Here is a 21,797-nt window from a genome sequence, read left to right as displayed (position 1 = left end):
TTACCAAGGAGGGTGCTGTGAAGGACTACTTAACCGAAATTTTGTATGTGATCGCGCTTTCGAAGCGAACCCAAGTGGCCCTCATTCTGGGCGTCGTTTTCTTTGTGGGCATCAGCTTGGTGGGCGAGTTCTATGTGTCCCGGCTTCACTTCTCTGGCCCGCTCGCTGGGCTGGAGCAAGCCGTCATTCCGAAGCTGATGAAACGCTACGACAAGGTCGCACTCATTGCGCTGATTTCGTTCTGGGCCCTTGCGTTCAAGTTCTACCATCGCGACAAGCGCCGCTTTTTTTAGCTATGAGCCCCCTGGTGTGCTGAAGCTCTGCCCCTTTATTGAACCAAGTGCTAAAAGATGTCCTCTATGAAACCGTGGGTCGCTGCACGGCGGCCTCATGGCGGGGGAGTTACGAAACCAGGGGCGATTCACCCGAGCGTTAATTTTTTGCAAAAAATGCAGCAGTGCTTCAGCGTAGGCGTTTGGAATTTCAAGCTTGATTGAACACATATCTATCCCTCAATGCCAAACACGCCATCAACCACAAGCAGGAACAGTAACTGCTTGAACTAGCCCTCTACTGCTCATTCCCACCGTAGCATATGGTGGAGTAGTTTAATCAAGTTTCTTGTACTGACTGCTCATCCATTTGAGTAACGACTGTTGAAGATCAGAAACTCCGATACCAGTGGCATCGAAGTTTCTGAGGTTTAGCCACTAGCTCAAACACCTAGACGAACAGCAATACGGAAATTTGGTGTCAATTTGGCAGGTGGATAGTTTCTGCGGCTAACTAGAAGCCAAGGTCACGTATAAGTTTTTCAGCGTTCTTTGGTCGTAGGTAACGGGCGCCTATGCGTGTTTTGAAAGTGAAAAACGCCATTATTAGGAACGCCACTAGGGCGAAAGGGGTAAGGCCAGCGGACTCAAGTACGTTGTCTAATATCAGGATTAATAGAAAAAATGCCGCAATAAATAGCATTATTCCGTGTATCTGGATATGGTGGCGCCAGACTCGCTTAGCATCGTCAAGTGAAAATATTGACCTTCCATTTGACTTCATTGCAAGCAGTGTATTTCTTTTGCCGTGATAGTGAAAATAGAACTCACCTTTCACGCCGGCATGAAAAAAGGCGCCAACTACTGATGGTACAGTTACGGACTTTAATTGTTCAATTTTCCCGTCATCGTGAATCATTGTGACATGCACATATTCATTACCCATGTAGTTCGTAATATTGGCTCCTGTAGATTGCATCTGCCCTTTAATTACTCGCCCATTCTTCATTTCGGCTCCTTAGCCTTTTAATTCATAACTTTCCAGTTAACGAAAGTCGCTACATGTCTTAATGGATGCTGCTTCAATCTGACGTGCCAGCGAGAAAATTGACCTGGTTTAGCAAGGCTCTGTCCAACCAAAGCTGGAGGTAACGACCGAAGCAGCGTGCCTTCGTGATTAATCTTCAGGCGAGGCAGGTAGATCCCTTGCAGTGGCTAGATTACAGCCAATACTACCGATACGGTAGTATTTGAGATGCGTTAACACCGGACGATCTCGTTCTTTGCCGACACCAAAGAACGTCATGTCCACTCTGTCGAAGAGACTCAAAGAAGCGCGACTGCGAGCGGGGCTGTCCCAGGAACAGCTCGGCCTGCGTATCGGCCTGGAGCCAGCCTCCGCCAGTACCCGGATGAATCGCTACGAGCTGGGCAAGCGTGCCCCCGACTTGGAGCTAGTCGAGAGGATCGCGCAGACGCTTGGCCTGCCGGCAGCCTACTTCTATGCCGTTCAGGACGAGGAGGCTGAACTACTACGGCAGTTCAGTGCGCTGAGTACCAAAGGTAGGAAGCGAGTGATGGATGTCATCGCGGAGGAGTCTTGATTTCAAGCTCCTCGATGACTCTACGTTCACTACTTGGTGTTGCAGAACACGCTCTAATTGAGGATGAGCAAATCTATGCGCAGCAGTGGCTCTGCTATCCATCCGGCTTTGCCGTCGTGCTTTTCGCGCTTCAGGTGATTGACCAGGTAAACCGAGGGGTAGAGGCACATGCGCTTGCCGTGCGTGATGATGGCTGATTCGGCCAGCGCGGTGGCCAGGTACGTCTTGTCGGTGCTCTGCTTGCCAATCAGCACCACGTTTTTGTGCGGTGCCGGGGCTTCGGCCACCGCTCGCTTGACTCTAACAGTCAAATTTATCAAGCTAGCTTGGCGCCATGACGGAGGCGTGCTGCCCTAGGTAAAGCCCCAGCACCGTTATTTGTTTACACCCCCCTCGATAACCATCTTCATCGTCAACGAACTACTAGGGCACAACGTTGATTTGTTGAGGATTGGTCATGCCAAAGCTCCCCGATACTCCGGCTATCAAGCTCGTTAAATCAGACGCCAAACTTTTGCTGCGCGATCTAAAAGTAAAATCACGGCGCGCATGGGACTGCTTACAAGACAGCGGTGTAACGTACAAAGGAGAACCCACTCTAACCCTATGCCAACGAGTGGTGGCTCAAGGATACGGTTACGATAAATTTGAAGACATCCAGAAGAGCGAGGAACTGACGGCACGATACATCGCCCGCTGCACCTCTCGGGGCTATTGGTCTGAGCCTTTTGCTGGAGGATTCAGGCGTAGCCGTCACGAACGCCAGCTTGACGCCCTTTTAGAATGCTTTCGGGATCAGGTGCCTCTGGCTCAGGCAGCCGCGCGAAGAAATATCGACTTTAGTGGCTTCCACTTTAGTGATCTGTTGCTCAATAACTTGTATCTGAGACTTGGCAAATTGACGCTACCGGACTTCAGCAATCTTGTTGCTCCGGGAGCCTTAATTCACTCGCTGTGGTTATTGGATGTAACTAAATTTAAGGCAGTAGACTTCCGCAATGTGAAAATCTACTCGGTGACGGTAGATCCCATTGCGCGCCCAGGTGCTAACTGTTTCAAAGCCGACTTCTCTCATGCAGATCTTCGCGGCGCTGACTTACGAGGTTGCTATTTCCGAAGTTCCTTGTTCCATGGAGCACTCTTGGAAGGGACAGACCTCAGAAACGCTAACACATACGATTGTTCATTTACCGAGGCGAAAGGGGCTTATCACGCGGGCAATGTTTCCAGTGAGGAGTGGGCGGTTGTATAGCTGCTGCTGAATCAAGGGGTATTGCACGCCGTTTATTCGGCGTGCACTCCAAACATTGTCGAATTGCTTACGAACCTAGTGCCCTCGATAGTCTGACCGGACAAGCAGATCTGCTGAAATACTAGCCACAATGTCTCATCGCTCACCCCGCCTCGCGGCCCACAAGCCGAAGTGGCGATGACGGAACTTTGAGCAGAAACCGGTCAGTAACTAGGCTGCTGGTCAGCCCTGAGTCCCCCAGGATTCGCCGCCAGGTCGAATAATCCAGTAGATCGATAGCGCGCTGAACGAGAGCTGGAGATTCCATTGGGATCAGCTCGTCGAAATCCTCCTCCTTCGTGAAGCCCTTCCTACTCAGGTGGGTGAAACCTGATTTCGCTTGCTCGGCTGTTAAAAGATCGAGGCTGCGCGCTCGGTAGATCAACGCCTTGAAGCTGACCTTCCAGCGAAGCTTCAACTCCTTGAGCGCAGACCAGTTGAGATAGCGGCCTCGCATTGCCGGAAACTCAGCAGCAAAGCTAGCGCGAGGCATTAAGAATGCGCTGGCGAACTGGTTCGCCTGCTCTTCAGTAAGACGACAGCCGGTCTCTATTCCCTGATGCATGACAAGATGTCCCAACTCATGAGCCAGATCGAAACGCTGTCTTCCAGGGCTCACTTTAGCGGTACTACGAACGATCAGTGGCCGCTTGTTGTAGAGCGAAAAAGCATCAATCTTCTCATCAGCAGCATTCAAATCAACAACAAGAACGCCAATCTTCTCGGCCAGCTTTGTCACGCTAGAAATAGGCCCAAGACCTAAGCCCTGCTCGCGCCGAAACTTCTCGGCGACCTGCTCGATCTTGCGAGGGTCATCAATCGCACCATCGAATGCCTTGAAGTCTACAGCCGGAAAGGCGATCTCCTTATCGAGCTCGTCTACCAGCAACTCGAACATCTCAACTTGGGCGGCAATGGTCTTCTTCAGAGTCTGAGTCGAAGATCTCAGGCTTCGGAAATGGCACTGCTCCAGCTCAACGGAGCTACGCCTAGGCGTGAAGAAAAAGTGCTCCTGTACACCCAGGATTTCACTCAACACTTTGAGCTGTTGTGGGGAGGGAATTGCGTTCACTTCGAGCTTGTGCGCGTACTGTCTTGTGACGTCCAGCTTTTCGCCAATGTCAGCCAGCGACAGTCCGGTCGCGCATCTTGCGAGCCGGAGTTTGTCGGGCGAAAACTCATCGCCTAGGGGCAAAAAACCTGTGCTGTTACTCATCTTTCACGTCAGTGTCATCTAGTTTGCCTTGCTCGGCATCTTTGTTGCGCCGTTGAGGGAGTGGTTCCGAGATTTCCACTTCAAGCGGCAGTTCAAGCGTACGAACCGAGTCCAGCGGTACGTAATCGTGAACCCATTCGCATACAACGTTCAGGTTCGAATCAAAACCCATAATTGTCGCTCTGAGCTTTATCCCATCCGGGTTCAAATCGCTGTCGATGTAGAGGCGCCAAGTGAGGTTCCGGTCACTTGCCAATCCGAGAAGACTCGCTTGGTAACGCTCGACCCCATTCTGCGCAAGCCGGTGAGACTTTTTTCTCTCATGTGGGTCATCCATTACAACCTGGATCAAGACCCCGTTGATGCTAGGAGTAAAGTCCATGGTCTTATTCGTGAGCTGGAACCACGGGATATCTTTATCCCTCCCCATGCGAATAAATCGCCCGTGGACACGTCCGTATGGCAGAGTCCCCTTAGTCCAGTTGGTATCGTCATCCGTTGACGCTGCGTCAATTGCCATGTAGGCAGCCTCTAACGCCTCGTTGCACACAACACTGACGTACTCGGCATCAAGCCTAGGTTCTAGCTCGCTCGGATGAACGATTTCAAGCATAGATTTATCTCCATGAAGCGTGCAGATTCGGAATAGTGTCAGCCAAGATTTTTGTGCAAATATCCTTTTTTGTCAACTTGAGGTTTTCGTAGGTCATCCTCCACCCCATGGAGCGTCTCGGTCGATTTACCTTGATTAGGCTTGCGGTCATTGCAAAGCGGATGAGTTCTACCGAGCTACAGACGTGACAGGGATACCGAGGGTGCCTCACAACGGGCCTTGTTCAAGTCGGTTCAACATCATTCTGGCTGTCACTAGTGCCACGTGAAGTCTGAAAGTTGAATGGGCTTCATCCGAGAGACCTTTGTGCGATCCGTCCGAGTGCAGCATCTTGAGTAAGCCATTGAGCATGCCTTTGCCGTCCTGATTCCATTCAGAACGGGGTTCGGATAGGAACTCGCGTTTCGCTAATGCCTGGAAGGCGTTGTTCAAGCCTTGGCTGGCCACTAGATCGTTCGGATCGACCTTCCCCGCAATTTCGAGAAAGAGACTCTCCATGAACGTTCTGATTTGGGCGTTGGCCGCAGCCCAGTCGCCTCTGGTATGTGCATCGATAGCCTGATCCAAATGGCCTTGGCTTCTGGCAAAACCATACTGCTTCAGCACCTGATGAACCTGATCATCGCCAGCAGGTAGATCCACAACCTCTGGCAGGCCCCGGCGCAACCAGGGTGGCGAGCCAGCCCCGCATTCACCCTCATCCCAGGACACGTCAAACCCATCCAGTGCCAGGCACCGCTCAAAGTCCTTTTGCTCTTGGTAACTATCCGGAGATGGGCTCATCAGCCGAACGGCTTCGCGGATCAACGTCTCGCCAATGGTCATCTGACCTTCGCGAGTCGAGATGAGTTGGCTAGCTCGTTCAATCAGCGCCTCGTTGAAGATGTACCGCTTCTTGGCTACCGACTGCTTATCGCCATGGGGAACACACTGAGACAGTTCGAGGCGCTGCACCATCAGGTCAAACTTGGCGCTCGTGCCTGCTCGCTCAATAAATTCTGAGGCTGCTAGCAGGGTTCGGCGAGTGAAGTGCATTTGGTCAGACATGGCGTACTCCAGTGCCGAGGTCAGGCAAGGGCTATAAGGTAGGCTCTGGGGCCGGAGATGGCGATGGCTTGCGAACGGTACGAACCACCATCACCGTGCCGCGCATCTCCACATCGAACAGCTCCGAGGTGCGGATCAGATCGCCCAGTTTTTGGTAGCCGTAGTTCACAACTGAGAACGAGCTGTTGTTGTGTATGTAGTCCGACACCCTACTCAGTAGCGACCAACCATCATCACCAGCGGTCTGGTCTGCGGCATTGCGAAGCAGTCGAACAAGGGATGTGTCGCAGCGCAGCTCATTGCGGGTTTTCTTCTTCGGCTGCTCATCAGTAGACGCCTTCTCGTCGTCGGGGACGCGAACCAGGTTCTCCACGTAGATAAACGAGGTGCATGCATGCACGAATGCAGACGGTGTCTTCTTCTCGCCAAAGCCATACACCGGGAAACCACTTTCTTGCAGGCGTAGAGCCAGTGGAGTGAAGTCGCTATCGCTGGTCATCAGGGCAAAGGCGTCGATATTTTTGCTGTAGAGCAGATCCATCGCATCGATGATCATCGCCGCGTCAGTAGCGTTCTTTCCCTTGGTGTAGGCGAACTGCTGCATGGGGCGAATGGCGAACGGATGCAGTCGCTCCACCCACCCAGATAGCCCATCGCTCTTCCAGTCTCCGTGGGCATGTCGTACGTTCACCATGCCGTACTTGGCGAGCTCTTCCAGCACACCCTCAATTGAGTTATGACTGACGTTGTCGCAGTCGATCAGTAGAGCAATTCGCTTCTGTTGCATGAGGACATCCTTGTTCGTGAATGCAGGGCACGTGCATCGATAGTAAAAGGAAATGGAATGAACGGACAAATGTCGAACTTTGTTGCCCCTGACGATTACAAGCAGCGTTTCGAACAGTTGCTCGATAATGAGCATGACCTCTCGCTTGCCGTTGCCTTCTGGGGCGAGGGTGCTGTGAAGCTCATATCAAGCCGGCCAAGCAAAAACTTCCGCATCCTGTGCAACCTTATGTCTGGCGGGACAAATCCCTACGTCATTCGAGAGCTATGTGAGCTTGCCGAAAGTAGTGGTGGCCGCATTCAGATACGCCAATGCGACCGACTTCATGCCAAGGTCGTGGTTGGGGAGCGTCAGGCGCTAATCGGTTCAGCGAACGTATCTGATAATGGCCTCGGTCTTGGCGACCAAGGTTCAGCGCACTGGTTGGAAGCTGGTGTACTCACGTCGGAGGAATCGGTCGTTGGCGGCGCTCGTAATTGGTTCGATCAGCTTTGGAAGTCGGATGGCGTGCGGGGGATCATCGATGCCGACATCACGGCAGCTATCAAGATTTGGACGCAAAACCGTCGTGGCTGGGAGCTTCCCGGTAACCCGCAGGATGAGTTCAATCTGCGTAGCTTTTCAGCTGGTGATCTTGAGGGTCTACCTGCCTATGTCTTGCTTTATCGAGGGCGGGTAGGCCCAGAGGCAACTGAGGCAAGTGACAACTTTGAAGCGAAGCAGCAAGAGAGCTCTGGCACCTTGGACTGGTGGCCTTTCGAGTCCTGGCCGATCAACCTAAGCGACGAGAAGGAGGTGGATCATCTGGCCATTTACTACGTCACGAATGGCCGCGTAATCGTCGATGGTGTCTGTCGCATGATCGGCTCGCGCCTACCGTTCGAGTATGAGAACGAGTCTGATGGGCCAGGCCATATCGACATGGCTTTGGCTCAGGAGACTCTGCTCAATCGGCCTTTTGGAGCAGTTGGGAGAAAATTAATGGCTCAGCAGTTGCAGCCTTACGGGCGAGCGATTTGGAACGCGGCAAGTCGTAGTACTCAGGGCAACCCGTATGTACGCCGTATCCATATCTCCGAGCTCGCACGAGTTCTTCACGAGCAAAGCACCAGCTGAGAATCGGGGTTCCAAAGGGGCATAATTCACTTTGGCTTAGATCAGGGAAGCGTTTCCGATGTCGAAGAAAGCAAGAATCACGCGTGCCTACTGCGTCCAACTGGGTGAAGTACTCTCCATTACTGAAGCCAGGCGAGAGTTTTTTTCGCTCCCAGAGCCTCGTCGTCGCTTTGAATTCTTATGTTCGAACGCGTCGTGCCGCGACTTGCCGGTTAAGCCTGAGATCACTGCCGTCAACTACGACAAGCACCCAAATGACACCTACCGCGCCGCCCATTATCGGGCGAACGATAATTTCAGCCACGCCCCGGATTGTGAGTGGATGATTGATGAGGAGGCTAAAGAGGTCGATGGCAAGCTGCCAGGTGAAACAGCGGAAGATGCTCTGCGTCGTCGAGCTAAGCGCAAGCTGCATGACTACATCGACACCTTTGACCCCAACCCACAACAGGCTACAGACCACACCTCAACTGGTAGTACTGCGCAGGGCGGCGATGCCACAAACGGACACCGTCGTACGGGTGTAGACCGAGGAGATAACCTCTCAGGAAGCAACCGTACTAGTAATCTTGAGCGGCTAGTCGAGTGCTACCGGCAGGCTCGAAAGGAGCTTTCGGATGAAGAATTCAAGGCCTTGACACTGCAAGTGCAAGGCTTAGGGAAGATGCCTCTATCCACGTATTTCAAGCGCATTACCTACGGCAAATTGGGTGCGTCCAATCGTGTTTTATACGGTGGTGCGGGTCTGATAGAGCGCTACCTCGGCGGCGGGTTTAGGTTCAGGTTTATCGACAAGAACGACGGAAAGCCTGTCTTTCTTCATGTGCTCAGCGAGCAGATGAAAAACTACCGTTTTAGGAACTACCTCGATGGGCTCCTACGTGTAGAGGGGGCGAGCTATTTCAGTGTCTTTACCTTGGGAGAGCTTGCCCTTTCAGACACCCAGAAAAGCATCAAGCTGACAGTCAGTGATTTGAAGCAACTCGTAGTGATACCAGGCTTTACGCAGCCCTCTAAAGCCAATGCCGAGTCGGCTCCTGCTCCGGAAGTCTGAGGATCCAGAGCGACACCTAGGTGTTATATCCAATGTCGCAGCCGAATGAGCCCCACCTCACTCGACTGCGACAAGTACGTTCCTACTTCTGTACCTGTTCGACCTCAGCTGGAGGTTGGTTAGGAGCAACGAGTTGCCAGCAGTAGAGGTCTAAGATTCACCTGACATCTCAAGCAATTGAGATAGTACGCGAGGCGCTCAGACTGAGATCCAAGCATGACGCCCGGCCAGGCGTGATTCGCAATAACAGCTCTAATCCTGTAGAATCATCTCGGTTTAGGTTTCTAAAGCCTCTCGATAAGACCTTATGCTTACCCTGCAAAACATGATTTGGCTGCCTACGCCGCCATAGCGCTTCGCCCCCCGCATCACTTGTAACTGCTTGCTCTGCCAGCGGTTGCACTCTGCTGTGCCTTCGGTTTCAACACCCGCCACAGCGCCCCAACATCCGACAATTTGACCTCGTATCGATCAGCTGCACATGGCTTGCGTCATGCTGTGCTGCGCGATCCATTGCCTTGGGAATTCTGATGCTCCACTCGTTAAAACAAACCTGGTTATCCAACATCCGTGGCGACATCCTCGCCGGTCTTGTGGTCGCACTGGCCCTAATTCCTGAAGCCATCGCCTTCTCGATCATTGCTGGCGTCGACCCCAAGGTTGGCCTGTACGCATCCTTCTGTATCGCCGTGGTGATCGCCTTTGTCGGTGGCCGCCCCGGAATGATCTCGGCAGCAACCGGGGCCATGGCACTGCTGATGGTGACCCTGGTCAAGAACCACGGTCTTGAATATCTGCTGGCCGCCACACTGCTATGTGGCGTGTTACAGATCGCAGCTGGCTACCTGAAGCTCGGTTCACTGATGCGCTTCGTCTCGCGCTCGGTGGTGACCGGCTTCGTCAATGCCCTAGCGATTCTGATCTTTATGGCTCAGCTGCCCGAGCTGACCAATGTCACCTGGCACGTCTACGCCATGACAGCCGCAGGCCTCGGCATCATCTATCTGTTCCCCTATGTCCCCAAGATCGGCAAGCTCATCCCATCGCCGCTGGTGTGCATCATCGTGCTGACCGCCGTCGCCATGTCGGTTGGGCTGGATATCCGCACGGTTGGTGATATGGGAGAGCTGCCGGATACGCTACCGATCTTCCTGTGGCCGGACGTGCCGCTGACATTCGAGACGCTGGCGATCATCTTCCCGTACTCCGCCGCGCTGGCCGTGGTTGGCCTGCTGGAGTCGATGATGACCGCGACCATTGTCGACGACTTGACCGATACCCCCAGCGACAAGAACCGCGAGTGCAAGGGCCAGGGCGTGGCCAACATTGCTTCGGGTCTGATTGGCGGTATGGCCGGCTGCGCGATGATTGGTCAGTCGATCATCAACGTGAAATCCGGCGGTCGTTCTCGCCTGTCCTCCCTGGCCGCAGGCGTATTCCTACTGCTGATGGTGGTGTTCCTCGGCGACTGGCTGAAGCAGATCCCGATGGCTGCGCTGGTGGCAGTGATGATCATGGTGTCCATCGGCACGTTCAGTTGGGATTCGCTGCGCAACCTGAAGAAGCATCCGTTGTCGACCAACATTGTCATGGTCGTCACCGTGGTGGTCGTGGTGGCCACCCACAACCTGGCCTTCGGCGTGTTGGCCGGCGTGCTACTGGCCGCGATGTTCTTCGCCAACAAGGTTGGCCATTACATGGCGATCAGTTCTTCGCTGGACGAAGCCGGCGAGCATCGTAGCTATAACGTCACCGGTCAGGTGTTCTTCAGCTCGGCTGACAAGTTCGTCGCAGCCTTCGACTTCAAGGAAGCCCTGAACAAGGTAACCATCGACCTGAATCGTGCACACTTCTGGGATATCACCGCCGTTGCAGCTCTGGACAAGGTAGTCATTAAGTTCCGCCGTGAAGGTACTGAAGTCGAAGTGCTGGGCCTAAACGAGGCCAGCGCCACTATCGTGGATCGCTTTGGTGTTCACGATAAACCCGACGCCATTGATCAACTCATGGGCCACTAAGAAGGAGAACGACAATGACCCACGTAATTGCCTGTATCGACGGTTCCGCCTCGGCCCCAGCCGTTTGCGACTACGCAGCCTGGGCCAGCCTGAGCCTGGAAGCCCCATTGACCTTCCTGCATGTGCTGGATCAGCGCCAGTACCCGGTTGCAGCGGATTTGAGTGGCAACATCGGCCTTGGCAGCCGCGAGCACCTGCTCGACGAGCTTGCCCTGCTGGATGAACAGCGCGGTAAATTGGCTCTTGAACAAGGGCGAATCATGCTTGCAGCCGCGAAAGAACGGGCCGTGAATAATGGTGTGCGCGCACCTGAATCCAAGCAGCGACATGGCGATTTGCTGGAGAGCTTGCAAGAGCTGCAAAGCGAAACGCGCTTGCTGGTTATCGGTCGCCAGGGCGAGTCTAGCGGTGGCCTGAGTCAGCATGTCGGAAGCCAACTGGAAAGCGTGATTCGTATCATGCACCGGCCAATCCTCGTCACCCCGGCCAACTTCCAAAAGCCGCAGAGCGCGATGTTGGCCTTCGATGGCAGCGCAACCACCCGCAAGGGTGTGGAAATGCTGGCGAGCAGTCCGCTACTGAAGGGGCTCCCGATTCACCTGGTCATGGTTGGGCCCGTGAGCGACGAAGCGTCCGCGCAGCTGGACTGGGCGCAGAAAGTGTTGCTCAACGCCGGATTCACTGTTCGTGCCGAGACCCTGAACGGCGAGATAGAGCCTACCTTGCACGCCTATCAGAAAGAGCATGGTATCGATCTGCTGGTCATGGGGGCCTACGGTCATTCGCGCATTCGTCAGTTTCTAGTCGGTAGCACCACGACCAGCATGCTGCGCACAACCACCAGTCCGCTCTTGCTGCTGCGCTGACGGCCATGGCCGACGCCCTGAATCTTGCGCACTCAAGGCCCTGCTCGAACAGCGGGCTGCCGAGCTGAACCGACTGCTGGAAGACGCTGAGTCTCTCCCGCAGTCGGTAGAGCTGGATCAAAGCAAGGTAGGGCGTCTGTCGAGGATGGATGCACTCCAGCAGCAAGCAATGAACGATGCCATCCGCAGTCGGGCACAGCATGAACGTGTCCGCCTCCAACTGGCCCTCAAGCGCTGGCACGAGGGCGACTATGGCTGGTGTAACCAATGCGGCGAGTTGATCGCCTCGGGCCGTCTGGAGTTCGATCCGGCCACGACGTTGTGTATCACCTGTGCCAGCCGCGCTGAGTCGGGGTGAAACCATCACGACTGGTGACGGCTGTCCCAATTAACGAGGCTTCTAATGTATTTGATGGCTAAAAACTTGCTGGGCAGCACACGGAGAAAAAGTGTGTGGATGTGGGCGCTGCTATGCCTTGTGTTGCTCGCCGTATTTCAAATCCGTACACACCACCTTGATGATCGTTTGTACTTCTGGATAAAGACCTACTGGCACACTGACGATTGGCAGGAGCGCTCTGTGTGGCTGCCTGGCTATCGGGTTGAGCTGGATGCTAAGGCGGTTCCCGGTGTGGACAACAACCTTTCGGGGCTGACCTTCGATCCTGACCTAAACCTGCTGTGGGCGGTTACCAATGGCCCGAACGAGCTGCTGGCCCTCAGCCGTGACGGTGACGTGGAGCGCCGTTACAGCCTGGATGGCTTCCACGACGTGGAAGCGGTGTCCTATGCCGGCAACGGTCAACTGGTCATTGCCGAAGAGCGGCGGCAGAGCCTGGTTATCGTGGATGTCCCCATCGACGAAGACGGTAAGCTTTCTCCTGATCGACCATTGAGCCGAGACCAGTATCCAGCGCTGACCCTGGCGCTTGGCAAGGAAGACAACAAAGGCCTGGAGGGGCTCGCCTACGACCTGAAAGGCGACCGCCTGTTTGTGACCAAGGAGCGCGACCCTCGCCAATTGTTGGAGGTGAGCGGTCTTCGTTCCAGCCTGGCAGGGGAGCTTTCCCTGCATGTCCGCGACCTATCTAGTCTGGTGAAAGACAAGGTGTTTGCCACTGACCTATCTTCGGTTGTCTTCGACCAACAGAGCGGTCATCTGATTTTACTGAGTGATGAGTCGAAACTGCTGATTGAAATGACCGATGAGGGCAAGGTGGTGAGTTTCCGCTCCTTGGCGAGGGGGGTTGCTGGTTTGCTGAAAGGCATACCACAAGCTGAAGGCGTAACCATCGACAATGCAGGGTATTTGTACGTGGTCAGCGAGCCGAACCTGTTCTATCGCTTTAGCCGCAAGACAGATTGACCAGCCATTAAGCTGCTTTCACGTGTACTTATTGAGCGCGTCGACCCTTGGCGCTGCTCACAAGCCATTCGCAGCTCCGGGGCTCTCGGTCACACAGAAAAACTGCATTCGGCGTACTTTACCGAACTAGCTGACTTGCAGTGTCCAACATCAAAACGGAGATAGCGCTCGGCTTTGTTGGTGGGTGCTGGCCGGTGCGGGATTGATCGTGGTCGGGCTCCTGGTTATCGCCAAAGGCCCTGACCAGTGCCCCTAAGCCTTATGCTGCTGAAAGGCAGCAGCCAGCGTCAGCTGTGCACGGGCCTCAATGATCTCGATCAGCTCCAAGTGCTTTGGGATCTATTGCTTGAGCCAGCCACTGGGAACGAAGTAATGATCGAGGTGAATCTACCATCGAGGACACGATTCGGCAGGAGAAGCCGTTTCCGCAGGCATGACTTGGGCAGCGTGTCTGCTACATCTACGATGAACCCGTTTATCCAGGCGACTGAAAAGCGTTACAGCCTCAAGAGCGATTGCTGCAAGTAGCCCAGTTGCCGGCGTGACAGAGATTTCAACTGTACGCCAAAAAGAAAGCCGCCCGAAGGCGGCAGCGAACAGCAGATGAATACCCTTTTTGAGCACTCGACTTATTGGTTCTGGTTACTTCTTCAGCGATTGCAGGTAGTCCTTCAGGGTCGCCTCGTCAGCAGATTTGACGGTCATGCCCTCCGGGCCTGTGCCGATGTCGGTGAACTGCTTGGCCGGCTCCCCAGTTTTCTTGAACTCTTCCAGCTCCTTGGAGCCTTCGCGGAATACCCACAGGCGACCATCTTCGATCTCAGTGACAAAGCCAGGCTTGTCGTACTGGCTGGCGAAGGTGGCGCTGGCAAACAGGCTGGTCAACAGCATTGCAGTCAAAGTTAGTTTTTTCATCGCAAGGTTCCTGCTGGGGTTGAGGTGCGACAGAGCCTAAAGCCCTTTAGATGACGAAAAAGTTACAAGATGCGGATATGCGAGTAACCAGATGTTTCACGGCTAGACGGGCGCATGTTTCGATCTGCCTGTTAGCACCTACCGCAGATTTGACCAATTTCAGCCCCATGAATGTGTGGTTTACCTCATAGTCTCCGGTGTTGCTTTACTGAATATTCGATAAAACGTATATTCGCTAAACCATATTCAGTTCGAGACTTGGCAATGGCTTACAAGACCCGCGTGTTGTTCGTTTGTGTGGCTAACGCAGCTCGCTCGCAGCTGGCTGAAGCGCTGCTGCGACACACTGACTCGGAACGCTTCGAGGCATTCAGCGCCGGCACCGAGCCCGGCGAAGTCGATCCGCGCACCCTGGATGCACTTGAGCATCTGGGCGTGAACACCGATGGACTGCATAGCAAGTCCATCGATGAGTTTGCCGGCGAGCGTTTCGAATACGTCATCACACTGTGCGATAAATCGTCGCTGGAGTGTCATGCCCTTCCCGGCGCAGGCGAGGTACTGGCCTGGAACTTTGAAGACCCGGTGACCAGCACCAAGCCTGACGCATTCCGCCACACCCTTCACGAGATACACGAGCGCATCAAGATGTTCGTGCTGGTGAAAACCAAACGTTGAGACCTCCCATGGCTGACCATCTGACCCCGACCACCGTATTCAAATGCCTGGCTGACGACACTCGCGTTCGCCTGATGCTGCTTATCACCCGCGAGGAAGAGCTGTGTGTCTGTGAGCTGACCTGTGCGCTTGATGAAAGTCAGCCGAAGGTTTCCCGCCATCTGGCGCAACTGCGCAACTGCGGTCTGCTGGAAGATCGCCGGCAAGGTCAGTGGGTGTATTACCGCCTGCATCCCAGCTTGCCGGATTGGGTGATTGCCGTTCTGAAAACCACTCTGGATGCCAATCAGCATTGGCTCAGCCCGGATGCCAAACGCCTCGATGTGATGGGCGACCGCCCGCAGCGCCTTGCCGCCTGCTGCTGAGCCGTGCTCAGCCTTAACGAGATAGCCTGATGAAGATTTTGTTTCTATGCACTGCCAACAGCTGCCGCAGCATTCTTTGCGAGGCTGTGTTCAATCACTTGGCACCACCAGGAGTGCAAGCCTACAGCGCCGGTAGTCAGCCGAAAGGTATCGTGCATCCACTGAGCCTGAAAACGCTGAAAAGCGCCGGCATCTCGACCGCAGGGCTCTTCAGCAAATCCAGCGATGTTCACGAGGGCCTAGCCCCTGACTTCGTGATCACGGTCTGCGACAAGGCTGCTGGCGAAGCCTGCCCGGTGTTTTTCGGCCCCTCAACCAAGGCTCACTGGGGACTGGCTGATCCGTCGGAATACCAGGGCAGTGACGACGAGATCGAGGCCGCTTTTGCCGCCACCCTGGATCAGATCAGAACCCGTATTGAAGCCTTCCTGGCTTTACCGCTCAAGCAGATGGATGCCGAGCAACTCAAGGCTGAGTTGGCCTTGATTGGCACGCTTTGACCCTGGAGACATGACGATGAGCAAAAGCCGACTGTCATTTTTGGATCGTTACCTGACGCTCTGGATATTTCTCGCCATGGCGATTGGTGTCAGCCTGGGCAGCCTGTTCGAAGGCCTGCCGGTCTGGCTCAACAGTCTGTCGATAGGTTCGACCAATATCCCGATTGCCATTGGCCTGATCGTGATGATGTACCCACCGCTGGCCAAGGTCAGGTACGAAGAGCTGCCTGAGGTATTCAAGGACAAGCGCATTCTCGCGCTGTCGCTGATCCAGAACTGGGTGATCGGCCCGGTACTGATGTTTGCGCTGGCCGTGATCTTCCTGCGTGATCAACCGGAGTACATGACCGGCCTGATTCTGATCGGTCTGGCTCGCTGCATCGCCATGGTACTGGTTTGGAATCAGATCGCAGGCGGTAACAACCAGTACGTCGCCGGTCTGGTTGCGTTCAACAGCATCTTCCAGATCCTGTTCTTCAGCGTATATGCCTGGATATTTCTGGGCCTGCTGCCACCCTTATTCGGCCTACAGGGCAGCGTGATCGATGTGAGCTTTGTCAGCATCGCCGAGTCCGTGCTGATCTACCTCGGCATTCCGTTCCTGGCGGGCTTCCTGACGCGCAAGATCCTGATCAGCCGCAAAGGCGAGGAGTGGTTCAACCAGCGTTTTATCCCGCGTATCAGCCCGCTAACACTGGTGGCGCTGCTGCTGACTATCGTAGCGATGTTCAGCCTCAAGGGCGACATGGTGCTGCAACTGCCGTTGGATGTGTTGCGTATCGCCATCCCGCTGACCATCTACTTCGTGGTGATGTTCTTCATCAGCTTCTGGATGGGCAAGCTGCTGGAGGCTGATTACCCACGCACGACCGCGCTGGCCTTTACTGCCGCCAGCAACAACTTTGAACTCGCCATTGCTGTAGCCATTGCTACCTTCGGCCTGGCTTCGCCAGTGGCTTTTGCCACGGTGATCGGCCCGTTAGTTGAAGTGCCAGTGCTGATCGCCTTGGTCGGCGTAGCCCTTTGGCTTAAACGCCGCTGGTTCGACCAGCCTCGCGCAGCAGTGGCTCAGGAGTAAACATATGTCCGAGGAACACATCCCCAATCTCGATGCCGAACTGGTCGACTTGCCCACCCTCGATAAGCTCGGCAGTCCGCTTACGATCACACACAAACCGCGCATCCTGCTGCTCTACGGATCAACCCGCGAACGCTCGTTCAGTCGCTTGCTGACCGAGGAAGCGGCGCGCCTGCTGGAGCACTTCGGTGCCGAAACGCGGATATTCAATCCGTCTGGCCTGCCACTGCCGGACGATGCTCCAGACAGCCATCCCAAGGTGCAGGAACTGCGCGAGTTGATGCAGTGGTCGGAAGGCCAGGTCTGGTGCTCGCCCGAACGACACGGCTCGATGACCGGAGTGTTCAAGACGCAGATCGACTGGGTTCCGCTGGCCATGGGGGCGGTACGCCCGACCCAAGGCAAGACCCTGGCGGTGATGCAAGTCTGCGGTGGTTCGCAGTCCTTCAACGTGGTCAACCAGCTACGTGTGCTAGGTCGCTGGATGCGCATGTTCACCATCCCCAACCAGTCGTCCGTACCGAAGGCCTACCTGGAGTTCGATGCAGCAGGTCGGATGAAACCATCGGCTTTCTATGACCGCGTAGTGGACGTAATGGAAGAGCTGGTGAAGTTCACTCTGCTGCTGCGTGAGCGCTCCGACTACCTGGTTGACCGCTATTCCGAGCGCAAGGAATCGGCGGAAGAACTCTCCAAACGCGTTAATCAACGTTCCATCTGAAGGATTTTTGATCGTGCAACAACATCCGTATTCCGTGCTGAACTCCGAGCAGATCAAGGGCCAACTGATCTTCACGCCGTGCCCTGGCACCAAGGACACATCAGTCGCTGAGGCGCTGGACACTCTCAAAGAGGCAGGTGCTTCAGCCTTGCTGACCCTGATGCCCACCGAAGAGCTGACCCAGAACGAAGTCGAGAATCTGCCTGGGCAGTGTCAGCAGCGCGACATCGAGTGGTTCCACCTGCCAGTGGAGGACGACCAGGCCCCCGGCGAGCCGTTCCAGGCGGCGTGGGACGCCAATCGCGAGCGGATCAAGCAACTGCTCACTGAAGGCAAGAACATCGCCATTCACTGCAAAGGCGGTTCGGGTCGTACCGGCCTGATTACCGCACAGCTGCTGATCGAGTGCGGCGTCCCATTCCGCGCGGCGGTCAGTGAGGTGCAGGCGCTGCGCCCCCGTGCAATTCAGCATCCGGCGCATATCAACTACATCAGCCAGTTCGACAACGCCAAGTCGTAATTGCCCGCAGCTAGCCCCTAGAGAACAACAGCATGAGCATCAAAGTAGGTATCAACGGTTTCGGTCGTATCGGTCGTCTCGCCTTGCGTGCAGCCTGGAGCTGGCCAGAGTTCGAGTTCGTGCAGATCAATGACCCGGCAGGTGACGCTGCGACTCACGCCCACCTGATCAACTTCGATTCGGTGCATGGCCGCTGGAACAACGAAGCCAGCTCCGAGGGTGATCATGTCGTGATCGGTGGCAAGCGCATCAAGGTCACCGCCAACAAGGCGATTGCCGACACCGATTGGTCGGGCTGCGATCTGGTGATCGAAGCGAGTGGCAAGATGAAGACCGTCGCCGTGCTTCAGGCCTACCTGGATCAGGGCGTGAAGCGGGTGGTGGTGTGCGCGCCGGTCAAGGAGAAAGGCGCGCTGAACGTGGTCATGGGCGTCAACCAGCACCTGTTTGACCCCGCGCAGCACCGCATCGTTACCGCTGCGTCCTGCACCACAAACTGCCTGGCTCCAGTGGTCAAGGTGATCCATGAGAACCTGGGCATTCGCCACGGCTCGATCACCACCATTCACGACCTGACCAACACCCAGAGCATCCTCGACCAGCCGCACAAGGATCTGCGCCGCGCCCGTGCCTCGGGCATGAGCCTGATCCCGACCACCACGGGTTCGGCCACCGCGATTGCCGAGATCTTCCCCGAGCTGCGCGGCAAGCTGAACGGCCATGCTGTGCGCGTGCCGCTGGCCAACGCTTCGCTCACCGATTGCGTGTTCGAAGTCGAGCGTGCCACTTCGGTGGATGAGGTCAATACACTGCTCAAAGCTGCCGCCGATGGCCCGCTGAAAAACATCCTCGGTTATGAAGTGCGTCCCTTGGTCTCCATCGATTACCGCACCGACCCGCGTTCCTCGATCATCGATGCGCTGTCGACCATGGTGGTGAATGACACCCAGGTGAAGATCTACGCCTGGTACGACAACGAGTGGGGATATGCCAACCGTGCTGTCGAGTTGGCCAAACTGGTCGGTTTGGCCGTTTAACAGGGAGCAATCATGAAGGCGTTGTCAGCTCTTTCCCCGGAAGTGCGCCAGTACCTGCTGGTCACCGGCAATTACTGGGCCTTTACCCTCACCGATGGCGCGTTGCGCATGTTGGTGGTGCTGCACTTCCACACGCTGGGCTACACGCCGCTGCAAATCGCTGCGCTCTTCCTGTTCTATGAGATCTTCGGCGTTATCACAAACCTGGTCGGCGGCTACCTCGGTGCACGCCTGGGCCTGAATCGCACCATGAACATTGGTTTAGGCCTCCAGGTGGCGGCCTTGCTGATGCTCACGGTGCCCGCCGCCTGGCTGACCATCCCCTGGGTGATGGGCGCGCAGGCCATGTCGGGTATCGCCAAAGACCTCAACAAGATGAGCGCCAAGAGTTCGATCAAGCTGTTGGTGCCTGACAACCAGCAGGGCACGCTCTACAAGTGGGTAGCGATCCTCACCGGCTCAAAGAACGCACTGAAAGGGGGGGCTTCTTCCTCGGTGGGGCGTTGCTGGCATTGATGGGGTTCACGGGCGCAGTGCTGGCGATGGTCGTAGTGCTTGCCTTGATCTGGGTAGCCAGCCTTCTCCTGCTGAAGAAAGACCTGGGCAAGGCCAAAGCCAAACCCAAGTTTCGCGACATCCTCTCCAAGAGCCGGGCGATTAACATCCTTTCGGCGGCACGGTTGTTTCTGTTTGGTGCTCGCGATGTTTGGTTCGTGGTGGCCTTGCCGGTCTACCTGAGCACGGTGTTTGGCTGGGACTTCTGGCTGGTGGGCGGCTTCCTGGCGGCCTGGGTCATTGGCTACGGCATCGTGCAGTCGTTCGCCCCGAACATCACTGGAAAAAAACGTGGTCACGTCCCTGATGGGCGAGCTGCCTTTGTTTGGGCGGCGCTGCTGGCTGGACTGCCTGCGGCGATTGCTCTCGGGCTTTCGGCGGGCTGGTCGCCTCAGGTTGTGCTGCTGGGTGGGCTGATGGTGTTTGGCGCGCTGTTTGCGGTGAATTCATCGTTACACAGCTACCTGATCGTGTCCTACGCCAAGGAAGATGGGGTATCGCTGGACGTGGGTTTCTACTACATGTCCAACGCCTTGGGCCGCTTGCTCGGCACAGTGTTGTCGGGCTGGATTTATCAGAGTTATGGGCTGGAGGCTTGCTTGTGGGTATCCACAGCATTCGTTCTATTGGCCGCTCTGATCTCTATCGCGTTGCCCAGGCACGCAGATGCGGTATAAGCCCGTCAACATGACGGGAAGTACCTTCTCATGCTGTATGTGGGGAGAGGCGTCTGCGGAAGCCGTCACGCAAGGCTCTCCTGCGCGCTCACTGGTGTATACGAGAGTAGGCTGCAATTCTATTCAGGTACTTTGAGCGCCGAGAAAGGCATCAATCTCGCTGACCGTGCTTCGAGCTGTACGAGTGACGCCGATCAGTGTGGCTGAAGCTGCGCCTGTCCATTCGCCATAGCCAACCAGCCAAAGCCTGGGCTCTTGAGTCGAATGAGTGCCGGATACGTCAACACGACCCTCCGTGTTAAGTACGCTCAGAGTAGACAAGTGCTCTAAGGCGGGCCTGAAACCGGTACACCAGATCACCGCGTCCACGGCAGACTCTGAACCACCAGCCCAGATCACTCCGTTGCGAGTGAAACGCTCGAAAGGGCGCACAGACTTCAGAGCACCGCGCTCGCGAGCTTCAACAACGGGCGGCACCATCACAATGTCGCCGAGACCACCGACCGGCTGATCAATGGTGCGGCCTTCCAGTTGTGCTTTCCAGCGCTCTGTCGCGCGCTCGAACAATACCTTTCCATCTACATCGTCCGGCAAGAACAGCGGCTCAACAGGCGTCACCCAGGTCGTGTCTGCGACCTTGGACACTTCGGCAAATATCTGAGCACCGGAGTTACCGCCACCTACCACCAATACTCTCTTGCCGGCGAACGGTTGGGCTTCGACATAGTGAGCGGAGTGCAGTTGCTGGCCTGCGAATAGCTCTGCATCCGGGTAGCTTGGGATGAAAGGATTACCCCAGGTTCCAGTTGCACTGACTACTGTCTTCGCATCCCAATGTTCGTCGCCAGACCATACCCGTAAACCTGACTCTATGCGCTCGACAGAGGTGACGCGAACAGGCCGCAGAAACGGGAATTGGTAGCGCTGTTCGTACTGGTTGAGGTAGTCGATTACATGGTTGCGACTGGGATAGCCATCCTGAACAGGCGGCATCATCCAACCAGGGATTGAACTCCAAGTGGCCGGCGAGAACAGGCGCAGCGAGTTCCAGCCATGCCGCCACGCGCCGCCAGATTCCTCTTCCGCATCGAGGAGCACGAATGAGCATTTGGTTCGACGCAGAAAGTAGGCCACCGCCAAGGCAGACTGCCCACCCCCGATGATGACGACATCTAGTTTGGGCGATTGCGCGATATCCATGCTTCGGGCCTTCCATCAATGCAGAGTAGGAAGTATATCGGCACAGCCCCAAGCTCAAATGATTTGGCTCAAGAGTGGATGTGAGTCGCTCCTAGTTTCGTAGATGCGTGTGGGCCGACTTTGGGCCGATTGCAACCCGCCACCAGCGTCCACTTTTGGCCGGAAGCACCACACCTCCAGCGGCACCCAGCGGCTAAAAGCGAATATCTGAAGCTGCGCACAATTCGCCATTCCCTATACCTGTTTGACCTTCCGTATCTACCGAGCGCTGCGCTATGCCAAAGCTACATCTAGTGCTGGG

General features: G+C 55.6%; 23 protein-coding genes and 2 pseudogenes. 17 read left to right on the top strand and 8 right to left on the bottom strand.

What is annotated here, in order from left to right; translation table 11 throughout:
- The first annotated feature begins 17 nt into the window (after positions 1-17).
- A complete protein-coding gene (locus AAG092_RS10565) occupies positions 18-293 on the top strand; it encodes a hypothetical protein (protein WP_373386606.1) in 276 nt (91 codons plus the stop codon).
- A gap of 493 nt (positions 294-786) precedes the next feature.
- On the opposite strand, the gene AAG092_RS10560 is transcribed toward AAG092_RS10565, so the two are convergent.
- Complete coding sequence (locus AAG092_RS10560) at positions 787-1,281, bottom strand: hypothetical protein (protein ID WP_373386604.1); 495 nt, start codon at positions 1,279-1,281, stop codon at positions 787-789.
- A 295-nt stretch (positions 1,282-1,576) separates the two neighbouring features.
- Here AAG092_RS10560 and AAG092_RS10555 point away from each other — a divergent pair, with 295 nt between their 5' ends.
- Positions 1,577-1,876, top strand: a complete 300-nt coding sequence (locus tag AAG092_RS10555; RefSeq protein ID WP_373386603.1) for a helix-turn-helix domain-containing protein — start codon at positions 1,577-1,579, stop codon at positions 1,874-1,876.
- Between the two features lie 53 nt (positions 1,877-1,929).
- On the opposite strand, the gene AAG092_RS10550 is transcribed toward AAG092_RS10555, so the two are convergent.
- Complete coding sequence (locus tag AAG092_RS10550) at positions 1,930-2,163, bottom strand: ATP-binding protein (protein ID WP_373386602.1); 234 nt, start codon at positions 2,161-2,163, stop codon at positions 1,930-1,932.
- Between the two features lie 170 nt (positions 2,164-2,333).
- Here AAG092_RS10550 and AAG092_RS10545 point away from each other — a divergent pair, with 170 nt between their 5' ends.
- The gene (locus tag AAG092_RS10545; protein ID WP_373386601.1) at positions 2,334-3,128 is read left to right on the top strand and encodes a pentapeptide repeat-containing protein; all 795 of its coding nucleotides are present in this window, start codon (positions 2,334-2,336) and stop codon (positions 3,126-3,128) included.
- A gap of 142 nt (positions 3,129-3,270) precedes the next feature.
- Here the strand turns inward: AAG092_RS10545 and AAG092_RS10540 are convergent, their stop codons facing one another.
- The 4 genes from AAG092_RS10540 to AAG092_RS10525 all read right to left on the bottom strand — a co-directional run bounded on the left by AAG092_RS10540 (position 3,271) and on the right by AAG092_RS10525 (position 6,830).
- Complete coding sequence (locus AAG092_RS10540; RefSeq protein WP_373386600.1) at positions 3,271-4,383, bottom strand: ImmA/IrrE family metallo-endopeptidase; 1,113 nt, start codon at positions 4,381-4,383, stop codon at positions 3,271-3,273.
- Positions 4,376-4,996 carry a hypothetical protein gene (locus tag AAG092_RS10535; RefSeq protein ID WP_373386599.1) on the bottom strand — a complete coding sequence of 207 codons (621 nt, stop codon included), beginning with the start codon at positions 4,994-4,996 and terminating at the stop codon, positions 4,376-4,378. The genes AAG092_RS10540 and AAG092_RS10535 overlap by 8 nt, the downstream gene beginning before the upstream one ends.
- 207 nt (positions 4,997-5,203) lie before the next feature.
- A complete protein-coding gene (locus AAG092_RS10530) occupies positions 5,204-6,043 on the bottom strand; it encodes a hypothetical protein (RefSeq protein ID WP_373386598.1) in 840 nt (279 codons plus the stop codon).
- A gap of 31 nt (positions 6,044-6,074) precedes the next feature.
- Complete coding sequence (locus tag AAG092_RS10525) at positions 6,075-6,830, bottom strand: NYN domain-containing protein (protein WP_373386597.1); 756 nt, start codon at positions 6,828-6,830, stop codon at positions 6,075-6,077.
- A 57-nt stretch (positions 6,831-6,887) separates the two neighbouring features.
- Between AAG092_RS10525 and AAG092_RS10520 the strand changes: the two genes are divergently transcribed.
- From AAG092_RS10520 to AAG092_RS10495, 6 genes and pseudogenes are all read left to right on the top strand, one after another.
- Positions 6,888-7,946, top strand: a complete 1,059-nt coding sequence (locus AAG092_RS10520) for a phospholipase D family protein (RefSeq protein WP_373386596.1) — start codon at positions 6,888-6,890, stop codon at positions 7,944-7,946.
- A 58-nt stretch (positions 7,947-8,004) separates the two neighbouring features.
- Complete coding sequence (locus tag AAG092_RS10515; RefSeq protein WP_373386595.1) at positions 8,005-9,000, top strand: ATPase; 996 nt, start codon at positions 8,005-8,007, stop codon at positions 8,998-9,000.
- Positions 9,001-9,530: 530 nt separating this feature from the next.
- A complete protein-coding gene (locus tag AAG092_RS10510; protein WP_003090759.1) occupies positions 9,531-11,018 on the top strand; it encodes a SulP family inorganic anion transporter in 1,488 nt (495 codons plus the stop codon).
- A gap of 14 nt (positions 11,019-11,032) precedes the next feature.
- Positions 11,033-11,884, top strand: coding sequence for a universal stress protein (locus AAG092_RS10505; protein ID WP_373386593.1), 852 nt, complete (start codon positions 11,033-11,035; stop codon positions 11,882-11,884).
- A gap of 5 nt (positions 11,885-11,889) precedes the next feature.
- Positions 11,890-12,242: pseudogene (locus AAG092_RS10500) on the top strand (TraR/DksA family transcriptional regulator).
- 45 nt (positions 12,243-12,287) lie between these two features.
- The gene (locus AAG092_RS10495) at positions 12,288-13,250 is read left to right on the top strand and encodes an SdiA-regulated domain-containing protein (protein WP_373386591.1); all 963 of its coding nucleotides are present in this window, start codon (positions 12,288-12,290) and stop codon (positions 13,248-13,250) included.
- A gap of 642 nt (positions 13,251-13,892) precedes the next feature.
- Here the strand turns inward: AAG092_RS10495 and AAG092_RS10490 are convergent.
- The gene (locus AAG092_RS10490; protein WP_373386590.1) at positions 13,893-14,165 is read right to left on the bottom strand and encodes a hypothetical protein; all 273 of its coding nucleotides are present in this window, start codon (positions 14,163-14,165) and stop codon (positions 13,893-13,895) included.
- A 264-nt stretch (positions 14,166-14,429) separates the two neighbouring features.
- Between AAG092_RS10490 and AAG092_RS10485 the strand changes: the two genes are divergently transcribed.
- The 8 genes and pseudogenes from AAG092_RS10485 to arsJ all read left to right on the top strand — a co-directional run bounded on the left by AAG092_RS10485 (position 14,430) and on the right by arsJ (position 20,296).
- Positions 14,430-14,843, top strand: a complete 414-nt coding sequence (locus tag AAG092_RS10485; RefSeq protein ID WP_373386589.1) for an arsenate reductase ArsC — start codon at positions 14,430-14,432, stop codon at positions 14,841-14,843.
- Between the two features lie 8 nt (positions 14,844-14,851).
- Complete coding sequence (locus tag AAG092_RS10480; RefSeq protein ID WP_373386588.1) at positions 14,852-15,208, top strand: metalloregulator ArsR/SmtB family transcription factor; 357 nt, start codon at positions 14,852-14,854, stop codon at positions 15,206-15,208.
- 29 nt (positions 15,209-15,237) lie between these two features.
- The gene (locus AAG092_RS10475; protein WP_373386587.1) at positions 15,238-15,708 is read left to right on the top strand and encodes an arsenate reductase ArsC; all 471 of its coding nucleotides are present in this window, start codon (positions 15,238-15,240) and stop codon (positions 15,706-15,708) included.
- Positions 15,709-15,724: 16 nt separating this feature from the next.
- A complete protein-coding gene (gene arsB / locus AAG092_RS10470) occupies positions 15,725-16,786 on the top strand; it encodes an ACR3 family arsenite efflux transporter (RefSeq protein WP_373386586.1) in 1,062 nt (353 codons plus the stop codon).
- A 4-nt stretch (positions 16,787-16,790) separates the two neighbouring features.
- Positions 16,791-17,507 (top strand): arsenical resistance protein ArsH, encoded by a 717-nt coding sequence (gene arsH, locus AAG092_RS10465; protein WP_373386585.1) that lies wholly within the window; start codon positions 16,791-16,793, stop codon positions 17,505-17,507.
- 13 nt (positions 17,508-17,520) lie between these two features.
- Positions 17,521-18,027, top strand: a complete 507-nt coding sequence (locus tag AAG092_RS10460; RefSeq protein ID WP_373386584.1) for a cyclin-dependent kinase inhibitor 3 family protein — start codon at positions 17,521-17,523, stop codon at positions 18,025-18,027.
- A 32-nt stretch (positions 18,028-18,059) separates the two neighbouring features.
- A complete protein-coding gene (locus tag AAG092_RS10455) occupies positions 18,060-19,064 on the top strand; it encodes an ArsJ-associated glyceraldehyde-3-phosphate dehydrogenase (protein WP_373386583.1) in 1,005 nt (334 codons plus the stop codon).
- Positions 19,065-19,076: 12 nt separating this feature from the next.
- Positions 19,077-20,296, top strand: a pseudogene (gene arsJ / locus AAG092_RS10450) (organoarsenical effux MFS transporter ArsJ).
- Positions 20,297-20,419: 123 nt separating this feature from the next.
- Here arsJ and AAG092_RS10445 read toward each other — a convergent pair.
- Positions 20,420-21,496 (bottom strand): ArsO family NAD(P)H-dependent flavin-containing monooxygenase, encoded by a 1,077-nt coding sequence (locus AAG092_RS10445; protein ID WP_373386582.1) that lies wholly within the window; start codon positions 21,494-21,496, stop codon positions 20,420-20,422.
- Positions 21,497-21,797: the final 301 nt, after the last annotated feature.

This window comes from Pseudomonas alcaligenes, from assembly GCF_041729615.1.
GTDB classification, from domain to species: Bacteria; Pseudomonadota; Gammaproteobacteria; order Pseudomonadales; family Pseudomonadaceae; genus Aquipseudomonas; species Aquipseudomonas alcaligenes_B.
Note: the sequence above shows the minus strand (reverse complement) of the source record. Positions and strands in the feature narration are given on the sequence as shown.